The 15,772-nt window shown below is 62.1% G+C and carries 12 protein-coding genes; 10 read left to right on the forward strand and 2 right to left on the reverse strand.

Annotated features, from left to right (window positions below):
- Positions 1-17: 17 nt before the first annotated feature.
- From DW821_RS08360 to DW821_RS08370, 3 genes are read left to right on the forward strand one after another with little or no spacing between them, the layout of a single operon-like run.
- Positions 18-1,394 (forward strand): L-aspartate oxidase, encoded by a 1,377-nt coding sequence (locus tag DW821_RS08360; RefSeq protein ID WP_233540510.1) that lies wholly within the window; start codon positions 18-20, stop codon positions 1,392-1,394.
- Between the two features lie 3 nt (positions 1,395-1,397).
- Positions 1,398-2,258, forward strand: coding sequence for a carboxylating nicotinate-nucleotide diphosphorylase (nadC, locus tag DW821_RS08365; RefSeq protein ID WP_055250817.1), 861 nt, complete (start codon positions 1,398-1,400; stop codon positions 2,256-2,258).
- Positions 2,258-2,803 (forward strand): transcription repressor NadR, encoded by a 546-nt coding sequence (locus tag DW821_RS08370; protein ID WP_117776390.1) that lies wholly within the window; start codon positions 2,258-2,260, stop codon positions 2,801-2,803. Before nadC ends, DW821_RS08370 begins: the two co-directional genes overlap by 1 nt.
- Before the next feature lie 239 nt (positions 2,804-3,042).
- On the opposite strand, the gene DW821_RS08375 is transcribed toward DW821_RS08370, so the two are convergent.
- Positions 3,043-3,228, reverse strand: coding sequence for a DUF362 domain-containing protein (locus DW821_RS08375; RefSeq protein ID WP_006235216.1), 186 nt, complete (start codon positions 3,226-3,228; stop codon positions 3,043-3,045).
- A 605-nt stretch (positions 3,229-3,833) separates the two neighbouring features.
- Here DW821_RS08375 and dnaK point away from each other — a divergent pair.
- From dnaK to DW821_RS08400, 5 genes are all read left to right on the forward strand, one after another.
- Complete coding sequence (gene dnaK, locus DW821_RS08380; RefSeq protein WP_055250813.1) at positions 3,834-5,726, forward strand: molecular chaperone DnaK; 1,893 nt, start codon at positions 3,834-3,836, stop codon at positions 5,724-5,726.
- Positions 5,727-5,728: 2 nt separating this feature from the next.
- Positions 5,729-6,571 (forward strand): nucleotide exchange factor GrpE, encoded by an 843-nt coding sequence (locus DW821_RS08385; protein ID WP_117776389.1) that lies wholly within the window; start codon positions 5,729-5,731, stop codon positions 6,569-6,571.
- A gap of 107 nt (positions 6,572-6,678) precedes the next feature.
- Positions 6,679-7,644 carry a DnaJ C-terminal domain-containing protein gene (locus DW821_RS08390; protein WP_006235211.1) on the forward strand — a complete coding sequence of 322 codons (966 nt, stop codon included), beginning with the start codon at positions 6,679-6,681 and terminating at the stop codon, positions 7,642-7,644.
- 72 nt (positions 7,645-7,716) lie between these two features.
- Complete coding sequence (locus tag DW821_RS08395; protein WP_006235210.1) at positions 7,717-8,133, forward strand: heat shock protein transcriptional repressor HspR; 417 nt, start codon at positions 7,717-7,719, stop codon at positions 8,131-8,133.
- A 381-nt stretch (positions 8,134-8,514) separates the two neighbouring features.
- Positions 8,515-10,815, forward strand: a complete 2,301-nt coding sequence (locus tag DW821_RS08400; protein WP_118066463.1) for a hydratase — start codon at positions 8,515-8,517, stop codon at positions 10,813-10,815.
- 270 nt (positions 10,816-11,085) lie between these two features.
- Here DW821_RS08400 and DW821_RS08405 read toward each other — a convergent pair whose 3' ends face one another.
- Complete coding sequence (locus DW821_RS08405; protein ID WP_117640733.1) at positions 11,086-11,754, reverse strand: hypothetical protein; 669 nt, start codon at positions 11,752-11,754, stop codon at positions 11,086-11,088.
- Between the two features lie 234 nt (positions 11,755-11,988).
- On the opposite strand from DW821_RS08405, the gene DW821_RS08410 reads away from it, so the two are divergent.
- Both DW821_RS08410 and clpB read left to right on the forward strand, forming a co-directional pair.
- Positions 11,989-12,660 (forward strand): hypothetical protein, encoded by a 672-nt coding sequence (locus DW821_RS08410; protein ID WP_147325196.1) that lies wholly within the window; start codon positions 11,989-11,991, stop codon positions 12,658-12,660.
- 447 nt (positions 12,661-13,107) lie between these two features.
- The gene (gene clpB / locus DW821_RS08415; protein ID WP_118066465.1) at positions 13,108-15,735 is read left to right on the forward strand and encodes an ATP-dependent chaperone ClpB; all 2,628 of its coding nucleotides are present in this window, start codon (positions 13,108-13,110) and stop codon (positions 15,733-15,735) included.
- Positions 15,736-15,772: the final 37 nt, after the last annotated feature.

The following is a 15,772-nucleotide window of genomic DNA, read 5'->3' on the forward strand; positions in this document are numbered from 1 at the left end:
CAAGGGAGAGGATTCCTGTGGAAACCAAACAATACCCCGACATGGAGTGCGACGTTGTCATTGCCGGTTGCGGCGTGGCGGGCCTGTACGCGGCCCTCAATCTGCCGACGAGCACGCGCGTGATCATGCTCTCCAAGGGCGCTGTCGACGAGTGCGATTCGATGCTCGCGCAGGGCGGCATTTGCGTGCTGCCCGAGGGCTCGGACTACGATGCCTTCTTTGAGGACACCATGCACGCCGGCCACTACGAGAACCGCCGCGAGAGCGTCGACATCATGATCCGCTCGAGCCGCTCGGTCATCAACGACCTGCTGGCGATGGGCGTGGACTTTGAGCGCAAGGCCGACGGCAGCCTCGACTTTACCCGCGAGGGTGCGCACAGCCGCCCCCGCATTGCCTTCCATGCCGACATTACGGGCAAGGAGATCACGACCAAGCTGCTTCAGGCCGTTCGCAAACTGGATAACGTGCAGATTTTGGAGCACGTGGCCATGACCGACATCCTGACGGGCGAGCGTGACGGCGCCACGGTGTGTGCCGGTGTCGTCGCCGTTCCCGTGGACGAGGACAACTCGGTCCGCCCCGCCGACGAGCTGATAAATGCCGCCGAGGGCGCGCATGCCGGCGAGCCGTTTAAGATCCATGCCCGCCACACGCTGTGGGCAACGGGCGGCATCGGCGGCATATACGACCACTCGACCAACTATCCGCAGCTCACGGGCGATGCCTGCTACATCGCTCAGGAGCATGGCATTAAGATGGAGCACCTGGACTACGTGCAGATCCACCCCACGGGACTGTTCTCGCCGCAGCCAGGCCGCACCTTCCTGATCAGCGAGAGCTGCCGCGGCGAGGGCGCGATTTTGCTCAACGCCGCCGGTGAGCGCTTTACCGACGAGCTTCAGCCGCGCGATGTGGTCGCTGCCGCTATTCGCGAGCAGATGAAGCGGGACGGTACCGAGCACGAGTGGCTGAGCTTTGCCCCCGTCGAGCGCGATGTAGTGACCGGGCACTTTGCCAACATTCGCGCACGCTGCTTGGAGGACGGCCGCGACATCTTGGACGAGCCCATCCCCGTTACGCCTACGCAGCACTACTTTATGGGCGGCGTGTGGGTCGACAAGGACGGCCGCACCTCGATGCCCGAGCTCTACGCAGCCGGTGAGACGGCCTGCAACGGCGTGCACGGCAAGAATCGCCTGGCTTCCAACAGCCTGCTCGAGGCGCTGGTCTGGGGTCGTCGCGCCGCGTGGTACATGCGCACCGGCGAGTCGCTCGCCGTGGAGCAGGCGGGCGAGCCCGCGCTCGACGGGCGTCATCGCGCCCTGAGCGCCGACTCCCTGGCAATCGATGATTTGGCCCGTGCCGCCGGCACGCAGGCCGTGGAGGAGTAGACCATGAATCCCATTACCATGAAGCTCGTCGTCGATGATCTGATTCTGCAGGCTCTACGCGAGGACATTACGTTTGAGGACGTGAGCACGGCGAGCGTGTGCCCCACGGCGCGCCCCGCCACGGTGGAGCTCATCGCCAAGGCCGATGGCATCATCGCGGGCTTGGATGTGTTCGCCCGCACCTTTGAGCTGCTGGATTCGCAGAGCTCGGTGCTGTTTGATGTTGCCGACGGTGACGAGGTGCACGCCGGCGACCACGTGGGCCAGGTGCGCGGCGATGCGCGCGTGCTGCTTTCGGGCGAGCGCGTGGCGCTCAACTACCTGCAGCGCATGAGCGGTATCGCTACCTATACGCACAGAATGGCAGCGGCGCTCGAGGGTACCAAGACCGTGCTTGTCGACACACGCAAGACCACGCCGGGCATGCGCGTTTTCGAGAAGGCGGCGGTTGAGATCGGCGGCGGCAGCAACCATCGCTACAACCTGTCGACGGCCGTCATGCTCAAGGACAACCACATCGACGCCGCCGGTGGCGTGGCGCGCGCGATTGAGATGGCGCGCGCCCATGCATCGTTTACCACGACGGTCGAGATCGAGTGCGAGAACCTGGACATGGTGCGCGAGGCCGTGGAAGCCGGCGCCGACATCATCATGTTCGACAACATGACCCACGACGACATGGCCGCCGCTATCGAGCTTATCGCCGGTCGCGCCAAGACTGAGTGTTCGGGCAATGTGGACGCCAGCAATATTCGCGCCCTGGCCGATCTGGGCGTCGACTTTATTAGCTCGGGCGCGCTGACACACTCCGCCCCGATCCTCGACCTCTCGCTTAAGCACCTGCGTCTGCTGGACGGTAAATAATGAACGCCCGCGAGCGCCGTCGTGCCATCATGGGCGTGCTCGAGGGAGCCAGGGAGCCCGTTTCGGGCAGCGCACTTGCCCGCGAGGTTGGCGTGAGCCGCCAGGTCGTGGTTCAGGATATTGCCCTGTTGCGCGCCGATGGGCACGATGTCGTGGCAACCAACCGCGGCTACGTGCTGCAGGAGGCCCCCAGCAGCCCCGCCGTGCCCACGCGCTTGGTCAAGGTTCGCCACAGCGTGGAGCAGGCAGGCGATGAGCTCACGAGTATCGTCGACGCCGGCGGCGCCGTGCTCAACGTGATCGTCAATCACCGCGTGTACGGTAAGATCACGGCCGACCTGGACATTCGCAATCGTCGCGATGTTGAGCGCTACCTGCACGATATCGAGAGCGGCAAGAGCTTTCCACTACTAACGGTGACGAGCGGCTATCACTTCCACCGCATTGCGGCAGAGGATGAGCAAACCCTCGACGAGATCGAGGCCATACTCAAGGAGAAAGGCTATTTGGCAGACCTGATGCCCTACGAGGACGATCTGTCGTAGCCGATGCTGCAAACGTCCCTAAGCGGCAATCTGACGTTCAATCGTCGGTCGCGTACCAAAGTACGCTTCCCTCCTCTTTCACGTCACCTTGCTCGCTTAGGGACGTTTTCGCTGACGTGAGCTCAACCTGCGATGGTGCCTAATTGGTTATCCGCACAAAAAAAGGAGGCCTCCGCGGCGATGCGGAGGCCTCCTTTTTTGTGCACGGTGTACTTTTGAGTGTGCAAGTGCGGGAGTTGTTACTCCTCGACGATCTCGGTGATCGCGCCAGCGGGGCAAGCGTCCTGGCAAGCGCCACAGGCGACGCAGGAGTCCTCGTCAGCGACGGTGGCGACGTCCTGGAGCTCCAGAACGCCAGCGGGGCAGGAGTCGACGCAAACGCCACAAGCGATGCACTCGTCGGCATCAATTACGGGATGAGCCATGGTAGTTTCCTCTCTGTTGACCGACGCTACAGGCGATGCGCGTCGGTTTGATTCGGGCAAAAACATACCACGGGAGCGACCGTTTGCAATACCCTCTGACCGGCATCTTCATACCGTTCGCCGAGTATGCCATGGCTTACTAAAAAACATGCAGGTGAGGCCGTTGAGCTGCGCAAATGTTAGCTACAGGTGACTTGAAATATAGGGCGATTGAGCGTGTTTGCGGAAACCGCATCCCGTAATCCACGTCCAAAACGGGACACGGTTTCCGGTTGGACCGCCCGGCGGAAACTGCGTCCCGGAATTTACGCTCAGACTGGGTCGCGCTTCCCCCGGGGTCGCTCCAAGGCCCCCTGTACGGCTTCAGGCTCACACCTCAGTCAACTCTACATAGATCTCAATAGATCTGCCGAGAACTCAATCAGCGCATCTACCTGCGCATTTAAGAACCTAAACTCTCAGCAATAAGAAATCTTATATGAATTGACTTAGATTTTGTATATTCCAGCCCATAAGGGGATACACTACATCCTGAAAGACAAGCCGAAGCGCCGCGCGACAGACCGTCGAGGCGACGCGAACGCAAAAGAGAGAGGGAATTTCTAATGAGTAAGATTCTTGGTATCGACCTTGGTACTACTAACTCCGCCATGGCCGTTCTCGAGGGCGGTTCTCCGACCATTATCGTGAACGCCGAGGGCGACCGCACCACCCCGTCCGTCGTGGGCTTCCGTGCCGACGGCGACCGCGTTGTGGGTAAGGCCGCTAAGAACCAGGCTGTCACCAACCCCAAGAACACCGTGTTCTCCATCAAGCGCTTCATGGGCCGCAAGTACTCCGAGTGCACCTCCGAGATCAAGACCGTGCCGTATGAGGTCAAGGAGGGCCAGGGCGGCCGTGCCGTCGTCGACATCGAGGGCAAGGACTACACCGCCGAGCAGGTGAGCGCCATGACGCTCGCAAAGATGAAGGCCGACGCCGAGAAGTATCTGGGCGAGACCGTCACCGACGCCGTCATCACCGTCCCGGCCTACTTCAACGACGCCCAGCGTCAGGCCACCAAGGATGCCGGTAAGATCGCCGGCCTCAACGTCAAGCGTATCGTCAACGAGCCGACCGCTGCTGCTCTGGCCTATGGCCTGGACAAGCAGGGCACCGACCAGCGCATTCTGGTCTTCGACCTGGGCGGCGGCACCTTCGACGTCTCCATCCTCGACCTCGCCGACGGCGTGTTTGAGGTTCTGTCCACCTCGGGCGACAACCACCTGGGCGGCGACGACTGGGATCAGCGCGTCATCGACTGGATGGCCGACAAGTTCCAGCAGGAGAACGGCGTCGACCTGCGTCAGGACCCCATGGCCCTGCAGCGTCTGAAGGAGGCCGCCGAGAACGCCAAGAAGGAGCTCTCCGCCGCCCAGCAGACCACCATCAACCTGCCGTTCATTACCATGAACCAGTCCGGCCCGCTGCACCTCAACTACACGCTGACCCGCGCCGAGTTCGAGAAGATCACCCGCGACCTGCTCGAGCGCTGCAAGCAGCCTGTCACCAACGCCCTGCGTGACGCCAAGCTTAAGCTCTCCGATTTGACCGAGGTCATCCTCGTCGGCGGCTCCACCCGTATGCCCGCCGTCCAGGAGCTCGTCAAGACCATGACCGGCAAGCAGCCCAACATGTCCGTGAACCCCGACGAGGTCGTTGCCGACGGCGCTGCCGTCCAGGGCGGCGTGCTCACCGGCGACGTCGAGGGCATCCTGCTGCTCGACGTTACCCCGCTGTCGCTGGGCGTCGAGACCATGGGCGGCATCATGACCAAGATGATCGACCGCAACACCACGATCCCGACCTCCAAGACCGAGGTCTACTCCACCGCTGCCGACAACCAGACCAGCGTCGAGATCAACGTGCTCCAGGGCGAGCGCGAGCTTGCTCGCGACAACAAGTCGCTCGGTAAGTTCCAGCTGACCGGCATCCCGGCTGCCCGCCGCGGCGTGCCGCAGATCGAGGTCACCTTCGACATCGACGCCAACGGCATCGTCAAGGTCTCTGCTAAGGACAAGGGCACCGGCAAGGAGCAGCAGATCACCATCTCCGGCTCCACCGCTCTGTCCGACGACGAAGTCGATCGCATGGTCAAGGACGCCGAGGCCCATGCCGAGGAGGACAAGAAGCAGAAGGAGGAGGTCGAGGTCCGCAACCAGACCGATAGCCTGTGCTACTCCACCGAGCAGACCCTCAACGAGCTGGGCGACAAGGTTTCCGCCGATGTGAAGTCCAAGGCCGAGACCGCTATCGCCGACGCCAAGAAGGCGCTCGAGGGCTCTGACGTCGAGGCCATCAAGGCCGCTGGCGAGTCCCTGCAGTCCGTGGCCTACGAGCTGGCCCAGGTTGTCTACGCCGACGCTCAGCAGCAGACCGACGGTGCCGCCGGCGCCCAGCCTGCCGACGATGACGTGGTCGACGCCGACTACGAGGTTGTGGACGACGAGGACAAGTAATCATGTCCGCCCGTAAAGCTCGCACGGAGGCGGCTGCCGCTGGCGCCGCCCCCGTTGACTCTGAGGAGAAGGACGTGAAGATTCCCGTAGAGGCCGTCGACGATACCGAGGCCAACGAGGCCGAGGCCGCCGAGGCTGCCGAGAACCAGGTAGAGGATTCCAACAAGGAGGCGACGATGACCGAGGACGAGATGGTGGAAGCCGCTATCCGCGCCGGTGAGGAAGCCGCCGACAACGACTTTAAGCTCAAGTTCGAGCAGGCCCAAAAGGAGCTTGCCGACGTGCGCAGCGAGCTCGATGCTGCGGCAGAGGCTCAGAAGGCTGCCGAGGACAAGGCGAAGGACGCCACCGAGCGCACCGCCCGTTTGCAGGCCGACTGGGAGAACTTCCGTCGCCGCACCGCCAACGAGCGCATCGCCGAGCGCGACCGCGCGACTGAGAAGCTTGTCACCGCGCTGTTGCCGGTAATCGACGATATCGAGCGCGCGATCGACCATGCCCGCAGCCAAGAGCTTGCCGACGACTTTAAGCAGTTCGTCGATGGCGTCGATGCGGTGCATGCCAAGCTGCTCGATGTGTTTGCGCACGAGGGCGTTGAGCCCATCGACCCCAAGGGCGAGGCGTTCGATCCGCTCGAGCACCAGGCTGTGGGTCGCGTCGAGGACGCATCGCAGTACGACGAGACCGTCAACGACGTGTACCAGAAGGGCTACCGCATGGCGGATCGCATCCTGCGTTCCGCGATGGTGACGGTGACCTACGGTGGCGAGAAGCGCCCCGCACCGGAGCCCGAAGCGGCGCCCGAGGATGCTTCGGCCGATACGGCCGAGAGCACCGAGGAGTAATTGAGAAGGGCCCCGGGGCAACACCCGGGGCCCTTTCTGGCCTAGTGCCATATGAAAGCATGAGCCGCCGCCCGCTGGGCGGCGGATGAAACAGGAGAGGAGCTACGATGGCTGCAGGCAAAACCTTCTATGACATCCTGGGCGTATCCAAGAGCGCCTCCGACAAAGAGATCAAGAGCGCGTTTCGCAAGCTCGCGCAAAAATATCACCCCGATGCCGGCGGCGACGAGGCCAAGTTCAAGGAGATCAGCGAGGCCTACGAGACGCTTTCGGACGAGAAGAAGCGCAAAGAGTACGACCAGATGCTCATGTTTGGCGGCATGCCGGGCGCGGGCGGCGCATATGGCGGCGGCTACGGTGCCGGCGCGGGCGCCAGCGGCTGGGGCGACATCTTCGACAGCATCTTTAGCGGCAACGGCGCCTGGGGCAGCGATTGGGGCTCGGGCTTTGCCGGGGCTGCGGGCGCTGCCGGTGCCGGCGCGGGTCGCAGCCGCGCTCGCAAGGGCGGCGACCTGTCGCTGACCGTCGATGTTTCGGCCGAGGACGCGTTTCGCGGCGTGACGCACAAGGTCACCTATCGCATTCCCTCGACAGGCGAGCAGCAGACCATCACGGTCTCGGTGCCCGCGGGCGCGGTCGATGGCGGCAAGCTACGCTACAAGCGTCGCGGCGAGTATGGCGTTGCGGGTGGCGAGCGCGGCGACCTGGTCGTGACCACGCATGTGGAGGAGCACCCGCTGTTCAAGCGCAAAGGCGCCGACGTGACCATGGAGGTACCGGTCTCGGTCTACGAGGCGGCGCTCGGCTGCACGGTGGACGTGCCCACACCCGGCGGTGCGACGGTCCGTTTGAAAGTGCCCGCGGGTACCCAGACGGGCAAGAAGTTCCGCTTTAAGGAGATGGGAGCGCCCGACGTTAAGCACCGTGGCCGTACGGGCGCGCTGCTCGTCGAGATCAAGGTGCAGGTCCCCACGAACCTATCCGATGACGAGCGCGATGCCATGACCAAGCTGCGCGAGGCCGACACGCGCGACTATCGCGAGAAGGTCAACCGTTACAAGGCGACGTACTAGGGCGGTCGCGGCGCGCGCCCGCGCCCGCGGGCTTATGATGGACGATAACGAGACGGAAAGGGGTCAGGTAGCATGGCCGAGGACAATAGGAACAAACCGCTGTACATGATCAGCGTGGCGGCCGAGCTGACCGGCATGCATCCGCAGACTCTGCGCGTCTACGAGTCTAAGGGCCTGGTGAACCCCCAGCGCTCGGGCGGTAACACACGCCTGTATTCGCGTGCCGATATCGAGCGTCTGGAGCTCATCAACCAGCTGACTGACGAGGGTATCAACCTTGCCGGCGTGGTGCGCATTCTCGATATGAAGGAGCGTGCCGAGGAGCGCGAGCGCGAGAACGAGAAGCTCCGCGCTCGCGTGCGCCAGCTCGAGGATGAGCTGCACGAGTACAAGATGCAGAAGAAGATCACCGCCCTGGCCCCGCGCGATGGCTCGGTTAACCCCGAGCAAGTCATGCGCAAGCTACTGGGCGCCGGCGGAGATCTCTAGGTTCCGCCGTTCTACCGAACGGCCGACGCTGCGCGACGTCCGGAGCGACAATTTGTCATTCAAAAGGCAAGGCATGACCAGAAGGTCTATGCCTTGCCTTTTTCATGCCAACTTGTTCGCTCCGGACGTCGCTCGCTGTCCGTCCTCTACCTGCGGCGTTGCCTTGCTCCGGATGCGGTAGTCATTGGGGACGTTCTTAAATGACTAGTCGAAAGGGACACTCTTGCGCCAAATCTGCCGGCCCCACACCGGGCTCGTCCTTTGCTTTACCGAGATAAAGTGAACGCGCAGATTCGTAGCCCACTCGCAACCGTTCTATGGCACGATATTGAACGAATGTATGCTATGCGCCCAAATTGTTTGGGCAGAGTGGGAGACAGTATGGTCAAGCTGTACGAGGACGGCATCTACCTGCGCCGTGGCAGCGAGGTTGTGCCTGCGGCCGAGGCTGCTGAGCGCGGTATTACGCAGACGCCCGAGGATGCCAAGCGTGGCACCATCGCGTATTCGATCCTTCAGGCACACAATACGTCCGGCGACCCCGAGGCGCTCAAGATTCGCTTCGACGCCATGGCGAGCCACGATATCACCTTCGTCGGCATCATCCAGACGGCGCGTGCCTCGGGCATGGAGCAGTTCCCGCTGCCCTACGTGCTCACCAACTGCCATAACTCGCTGTGCGCCGTGGGCGGCACCATCAACGAGGACGACCACGTCTTTGGCCTTTCCGCGGCCAAGAAGTACGGCGGCATCTTCGTTCCGCCGCACATCGCGGTCATCCACTCCTTTATGCGCGAGAACTTCGCCGGCTGCGGCAAGATGATCCTGGGCTCGGACTCGCACACCCGCTACGGCGCCCTGGGCACCATGGCCGTGGGCGAGGGCGGCGGCGAGCTGGCAAAGCAGCTGCTGCGTGACACCTACGATGTCGCCTATCCCGGCGTCGTTGCCATCTACCTCACGGGCGCCCCGCGCCCCGGCGTCGGCCCGCATGACGTGGCGCTCGCCATCATCCGCGCCGTCTTTGCCAAGGGCTACGTCAAGAACAAGGTCATGGAGTTCGTGGGCCCCGGCATCGCGAGCATGACGACCGACTACCGTAACGGCGTCGACGTCATGACCACCGAGACCACCTGCCTGTCGAGCATCTGGGCCACCGACGAGGACACGCACGCGTTTTTGACCATGCACGGCCGCGGCGACGACTACCGCGAGCTCAAGCCCGCCGATGTTGCCTACTACGACGGCTGCGTCGAGGTCGACCTGTCGAGCATCAAGCCTATGATCGCCCTGCCGTTCCATCCTTCCAACGGCTTTGAGATTGACGAGCTCAACGAGAACCTCGAGGATATTCTGCACGAGGTGGAGCTCGAGGCCGCCAAGATCGGTGAGGGCAAGACGCACTTTAGCCTGCTCGACAAGATCGTCGACGGCAAGCTGCACGTGCAGCAGGGCGTTATCGCCGGCTGCTCGGGCGGCAACTACGACTCCGTGGTCCAGGCTGCCCGTGTGCTTAAGGGCGCCAACACCGGCTGCGGTGAGTTCTCGCTGTCGGTCTATCCCACGAGCCAGCCTGTGGCGCTCGAGCTCACGCGTCGCGGCTATATCTACGACCTCATGGGGGCCGGCGCGATCGTGCGCACGGCGTTCTGCGGCCCGTGCTTTGGTGCCGGCGATACGCCTGCCAATAACGGCCTTTCGATCCGCCACACCACGCGCAACTTCCCCAACCGCGAGGGTTCCAAGCCGGGCAATGGCCAGCTGAGCGCTGTGGCCCTGATGGACGCCCGCTCCATTGCGGCAACGGCTGCCAACGGCGGCGTCCTGACGCCGGCGACCGACCTGCCCGAGGAGACCTGGGACGAGGCCTGCGAGTACGCCTTCGACGACGCTCCCTACAAGAAGCGCGTGTACTGGGGCTTCGGCAAGGCCGAGCCGGCCGACGAGCTGGTCGAGGGTCCCAACATCAAGCCGTGGCCTGCGATGGAGCCGCTCGGCGACGACATCCTGCTCAAGGTGTGCTCCAAGATCATGGACCCGGTCACCACGACCGACGAGCTCATTCCCTCGGGCGAGACGAGCTCCTTCCGCTCCAACCCGCTGGGTCTGGCCGAGTTTACGCTGAGCCGTCGCGATCCGGCCTACGTGGGCCGCTCCAAGGAGGTCGACGCTGTGGAGAAGCGTCGTGTGGCCGGCGAGGCCGCGGGCGACCTAGCGGCGCTCGATGCCGAGCTTGCGGGCGTGTTTGAGGCGCTGACCGGCGCGGGTGTCGCGGCCGACGCCAAGGCGACCGAGTACGGCTCCATGCTCTATGCCAAGAAGCCCGGTGACGGCTCTGCCCGCGAGCAGGCCGCGAGCTGCCAGCGCGTGATCGGCGGCCTGGCCAACATCGTCCACGAGTACGCCACCAAGCGCTATCGCTCCAACGTGATGAACTGGGGCATGGTGCCCTTCCAGATGGAGACGGAGCCCAACTTTGAGGTGGGCGACTACGTCTTTGTGCCGGGTATCCGTGCCGCGCTCGATGGCGACCTCAAGAACATCGCCGCCTACGTGGTGCGCGCCGACGGCACGGTCGAGCAGATTGAGCTTTACATTGCCGATATGACGGCCGAGGAGCGTGCCATCGTCAAGGCCGGCTGCCTGATCAACTACAACAAGTTCAAGGCCGCTGCCGAGTAACGCACTTAATTGTCCGCCCGGGGCCACCCTTTCCCGCCCGCTCACGCGCTTCGCGAGGGTCGCGTTCGGCAAAGGGTGGCCCCGGGCTACATTTCTGCGTTCTCGTTGGGTCTTGAGGGATGCTAATAAATAGACTTGCTTGATGCCGCCTCTTTTATTGGGGCGGCTTCTTTTTGTCGAAACCCACCACATTGGGGTCAGGCACCTTTGTGGTGGTGGGGGTGAGCTCAATGTCGGTGTGCACGTTGAGCGACATTCCAATAAGCGCCTCTACAGGATTTCATCCGGGTTGGCGGGTTTGGTTGTTTTGGGGATGCCGAGTTTGGAGGACGCGAAATCGTCAACATTGTCCTTAATTCCGTCTTTGGTGTAGACAGTGACCATATAGGTGCTGTGTCCGAATTCGCCCTTGTCGCGTGTTGCCCAGGCATCCCAGTAGGCGGCCCCGTTTCGCCCTTTGATTTTTCCGACACGGCGGAGTTCTGTTCGCTTTAATTTCTGGTTGCTATAGATGGTTCGACCGGCCTCCTCGGTGAGCCCGCACTGTCCAAGCATCTTGTCGAGGACTTGGTTCATGTGGCGCTCATCGGTGTTTGGTGCGTAGTCGTAGGCGAGGGTGATGGAGTCGAGTGGCTGGTCGTCGATTAGATAGTTTAGCGCCTGAGGTCCAAGGCAGAAATAGGGGGAGCATCCGTCGATCTGACCGAGCAGTGGCAACTTTGACTGCCAAATTCCGGTGGGAATTCCATCTTCGTAAAACACGCCGCGACAGATAAAGGAGAGCGAGGTGGCACGTGAGCCGGCGTCGACCATTCCGCATAAATCGAAGGGCGAGGTGATACCAAGGGAAAAGGGCGTGATGACGATAAGGAAGAGCATCACGATGGGTATGGCGAGAATGGCGATGACGTTGCGACCGGTGGAATGAGGCGGCTTCATATGCGCTCCTCGAGACAAAGATCTGTTGAGGATAGGCAGAAATAGATATGTTCAGAGAACAATTCAAGTTTAATCTCATGGCGCGAGATGGTCGACCGTTAGCGTCTAAAACCACCACAAAGGTGCCTGTCCCCTTTGTGGTGGTGAGGAGCGCGCGGCTTCTTTTGGTAATAGTGCTGGCTGGCGATATCATTAGTGCAGGTAGCGAAGGTTTGCGTTGCGAGGTGCTTTGCTGTGAGAAGTCCTGCCCGTATTGGATTGATTGTTTTGGCGCTTGCGATTGCCGTGGTTGGCGTGGGCACTGTCGGCATGGCGTTTCTACCTGCTGCGGTGACGGAGCCGGTGGTCAAGCCTGTGACTCAATCTGTCGAACTTCTGACCGGCGACGACAAGCCCGAGACCATTACCGTTGATTTTGATGAGCAACCGGCTGCGCTGGGCATTAGTAATTATCCACATATTCAGCTTGGGGCTATGCGCTATACCACGGATTCTAGTCTGATCGACAGGGCGTCCGAGCTGCTCAAGGGCAAAACCTTTAAGCGCTGGTATGGATATGCGTCCTATCGGGCAAAAGCGAACGACATGGTTGGCGGATGCCACTCTTCCATCGAGCTGGACACTGCAAACGGCGCAAAGTTATGTGATGTCTCGTACGATCCGGGCTACGAGGGCAATGAGGGGCCGGGCATCTACATCATGGACGGCGATGTCGCCTATGTCATGGAGGGCGACCAGACCGAGCTCAACGATTTTATGGGTCAGTGTATCCAAGATGCCTATAAACAGACCTGCTTGCCTGACCCGCAGACTGCACGCGATAGTGGGTCTGCCCGTACATGGCTGTTCGAGGATGAGATGCCCTGGACCGTCGAATCGGGAAGTACGGGTTCGGCGAAGGAGTAGAGACCGCGACCACCACAAAGGTGCCTGTCCTCTTTGTGGTGGTTTTCGGTCTGTCTCGATCTGTAGCATCTTGGCCGCTAAAAGTGGGCCTGGTGTTACAGATTTAGATTTTCGATTCGGGTGTCTTCTGTTTGTCTCGATTTGTAACAGATAGAGCTCTATTTGCTGACTAGATGTTACAGATTTAGATAAACGGGTGCCGCTGGTCATTTCATCTCGATCTGTAACATCTAGAGCCATAAACAGTCGCTAGATGTTACAGATTGAGATAGTAAGGGGACGAGGCCGTAGCGGGTGAGCGCACCTGCTCCCTATCTTTCAATCACTCAGAAAATCTTATATATAGAGACTTAGATTTGTGTATAAGATCGCGCAAAGCTGGCAACAATACTTCTCGAACAACGTGAAGCCGCCCCGTAGGGCGGCCGCCCCAAGAGAGGTGATTCCATGAGAATCGATAAGCTAGCAATGACGTCGCGCGAGGCGCTGCAGACCGCCATGAGCACGGCTGCCGACGCGCAGGCCGGCGCGGTGGAGCCGATTCACCTGCTGTCCGCCCTGCTTGGTGCCGGCGAGCGCAATATCTCCGTGATCATCGAGCGCATCGGCGCCGATCCGGCCCAGCTTGCACGCTCCACACAAGATGCCATCGACCGCGCGCCCAAGGTTTCGGGCGAGGGCCAGCAGATGGGCCTGTCCAATGAGCTCGTCCGCGTCATCGAGAAGGCCGAGAAGAAGGCCACCAAGATGGGCGACAGCTTTGTGGTGACCGAGCATTTGCTGATGGCGCTTGCCGAGGACAAGGGCGAGGCTGGTCGTGTACTGCGTGACGCCGGCGTCACCAAGGAGCGCATCGAGCAGGTCTACGAGGAGCTGCGTGGCGATGACCGCGTGACGTCTGCCGAGGATAAGACCCAGTTTGAGGCGCTGGAGCAGTACGGTCGCAACATCTGCGATCTGGCCCGCGCCGGCAAGCTCGACCCGGTCATCGGCCGTACCGACGAGATCCGCCGTACCATCCAGGTTCTGTCCCGCCGCACCAAGAACAACCCCGTGCTCATCGGCGAGCCGGGCGTCGGCAAGACGGCCATCGTCGAGGGCATCGCCCAGCGTATCGTGGCCGGCGACGTGCCGAGCACCCTGCGCGACCGCGACCTCATCGAGCTCGACATGAGCGCGCTGGTCGCCGGCGCCAAGTATCGCGGCGAGTTCGAGGACCGCTTGAAGGCCGTGCTCAAGGAAGTGCAAAAGGCGCAAGGCAAGGTCATCCTGTTCATCGATGAGCTCCACACCATCGTGGGCGCGGGTGCCACCGAGGGCTCCATGGATGCCGGCAACATCCTGAAGCCGGCGCTCGCCCGTGGCGACTTGCACGCAATCGGCGCGACTACGCTCGACGAGTATCGCAAGTACATCGAGAAGGACGCGGCACTCGCCCGTCGTTTCCAGACCGTTATGGTGAGCGAGCCTACCGTCGAGGACACCATCTCGATCCTGCGTGGCCTCAAGGAGAAGTACGAGATCTTCCACGGCGTGCATATCACCGATAGCGCGCTCGTGGCAGCTGCCGACCTCTCCGATCGCTACATTGCCGACCGCTTCCTGCCCGACAAGGCCATCGACTTGGTCGATGAGGCCGCAAGCCGCCTGCGCATGGAGCTCGACAGCATGCCGGTCGAGATTGACGCCACCACGCGTCAGCTCACCCAGCTGCAGATCGAGGAGCAGGCGCTCATGAAGGAGACCGACGACGCCTCCAAGGAGCGTCTGGAGGCCCTGCGCCAGGAGATTGCCGAGGTCCAAGAAAAGCTCAACGTGCAAAAGGCCGGCTGGCTCAACCAGAAGAACGCCATCGACCACGTGCAGGAGCTCAAGGGACAGCTCGACGAGGCCAAGAGCGAAGAGGAGCGTGCGACGCGCAACGGCGACCTGGGCCGTGCGTCCGAGCTGCGCTACTCCGTGATTCCGGGTTTGCAGCAGCAGATTCAGGATTCCGAGGCTGCGCTCGAGGCACAAAAGCAGCAGGACGGCGAGGGTCTCAACGAGCAGGTGACCTCCGACGAGATCGCCGAGGTCGTGAGCGCCTGGACCGGCGTGCCCGTGTCCAAGATGATGCAGGGCGAGCTCGACAAGCTCAAGGGCTTGGAGGGTGAGCTGCATAAGCGCGTCATCGGTCAGGACGAGGCCGTCTCCGCCGTCGCCGCAGCTGTGCGCCGCAGCCGCGCGGGCCTCTCCGATCCGGACAAGCCCATCGGCAGCTTCTTCTTCCTGGGCCCCACCGGCGTGGGCAAGACCGAGCTCGCCAAGGCGCTGGCCGAGTGCCTGTTCGACGACGAGCGCGCACTTGTGCGTATCGACATGTCCGAGTACATGGAGAAGTTCAGCGTCCAGCGTCTGATCGGTGCGCCCCCGGGATACGTGGGTTACGACGAGGGTGGTCAGCTCACCGAGGCTGTGCGCCGTCGTCCGTACTCCGTGATCTTGCTCGACGAGATGGAGAAGGCTCATCCGGATGTCTTCAACGTGCTGCTGCAGGTGCTCGACGACGGTCGTCTGACCGACGGCCAGGGTCGTCAGGTGTCCTTCAAGAACACGATCATCATCATGACATCTAACGTGGGCTCCAAGGCCATCGCCGATCTGTCCGGTAAGGACGAGGAGGAGATGCGCCATCAGGTCGACGCCGCCATGGCTCAGACCTTCCGCCCCGAGTTCCTCAACCGTATCGACGATATCGTGGTGTTCCATCCGCTCGGCATGGCGCAGATCGAGAAGATCGTCGACATCCAGCTTGCCGACGTCCGCGCGCGTCTGGCCAAGGAGCGCATGACGCTTGCCATCACCCCGGCGGCCAAGCAGATGCTCGCCGTGGGTGGCCTGGACCCCGTGTTCGGTGCCCGTCCGCTCAAGCGCCTGGTCCAGCGCGAGGTCGTGGACGCCATCGCCGCCGCCATCATCGACGGTACGGTGTGCGAGGGCGATCAGGTGACGGTCGATGCCGACAAGGACGGCGGCTTTACCGTCGTGTGCGACAACACGCCGTCTGCTACCTACGAGGTCCCCGACGCCGAGTAGATTTATGGGACATGCCTTAAAATCTGCCAGCCGTCTC

It is taken from the genome of Collinsella sp. AM33-4BH (assembly GCF_003469205.1).
Lineage (GTDB): Bacteria > Actinomycetota > Coriobacteriia > Coriobacteriales > Coriobacteriaceae > Collinsella.

What these genes read in the sequence shown, in the direction of transcription:
- nadC (WP_055250817.1), top strand. Translation starts at nt 1,398, where the DNA reads ATGAATCCCATTACCATGAAGCTCGTCGTCGATGATCTGATTCTGCAG.
- DW821_RS08370 (WP_117776390.1), top strand. Translation starts at nt 2,258, where the DNA reads ATGAACGCCCGCGAGCGCCGTCGTGCCATCATGGGCGTGCTCGAGGGA.
- DW821_RS08375 (WP_006235216.1), bottom strand. Translation starts at nt 3,228, where the DNA reads ATGGCTCATCCCGTAATTGATGCCGACGAGTGCATCGCTTGTGGCGTT.
- dnaK (WP_055250813.1), top strand. Translation starts at nt 3,834, where the DNA reads ATGAGTAAGATTCTTGGTATCGACCTTGGTACTACTAACTCCGCCATG.
- DW821_RS08385 (WP_117776389.1), top strand. Translation starts at nt 5,729, where the DNA reads ATGTCCGCCCGTAAAGCTCGCACGGAGGCGGCTGCCGCTGGCGCCGCC.
- DW821_RS08390 (WP_006235211.1), top strand. Translation starts at nt 6,679, where the DNA reads ATGGCTGCAGGCAAAACCTTCTATGACATCCTGGGCGTATCCAAGAGC.
- DW821_RS08395 (WP_006235210.1), top strand. Translation starts at nt 7,717, where the DNA reads ATGGCCGAGGACAATAGGAACAAACCGCTGTACATGATCAGCGTGGCG.
- DW821_RS08400 (WP_118066463.1), top strand. Translation starts at nt 8,515, where the DNA reads ATGGTCAAGCTGTACGAGGACGGCATCTACCTGCGCCGTGGCAGCGAG.
- DW821_RS08405 (WP_117640733.1), bottom strand. Translation starts at nt 11,754, where the DNA reads ATGAAGCCGCCTCATTCCACCGGTCGCAACGTCATCGCCATTCTCGCC.
- clpB (WP_118066465.1), top strand. Translation starts at nt 13,108, where the DNA reads ATGAGAATCGATAAGCTAGCAATGACGTCGCGCGAGGCGCTGCAGACC.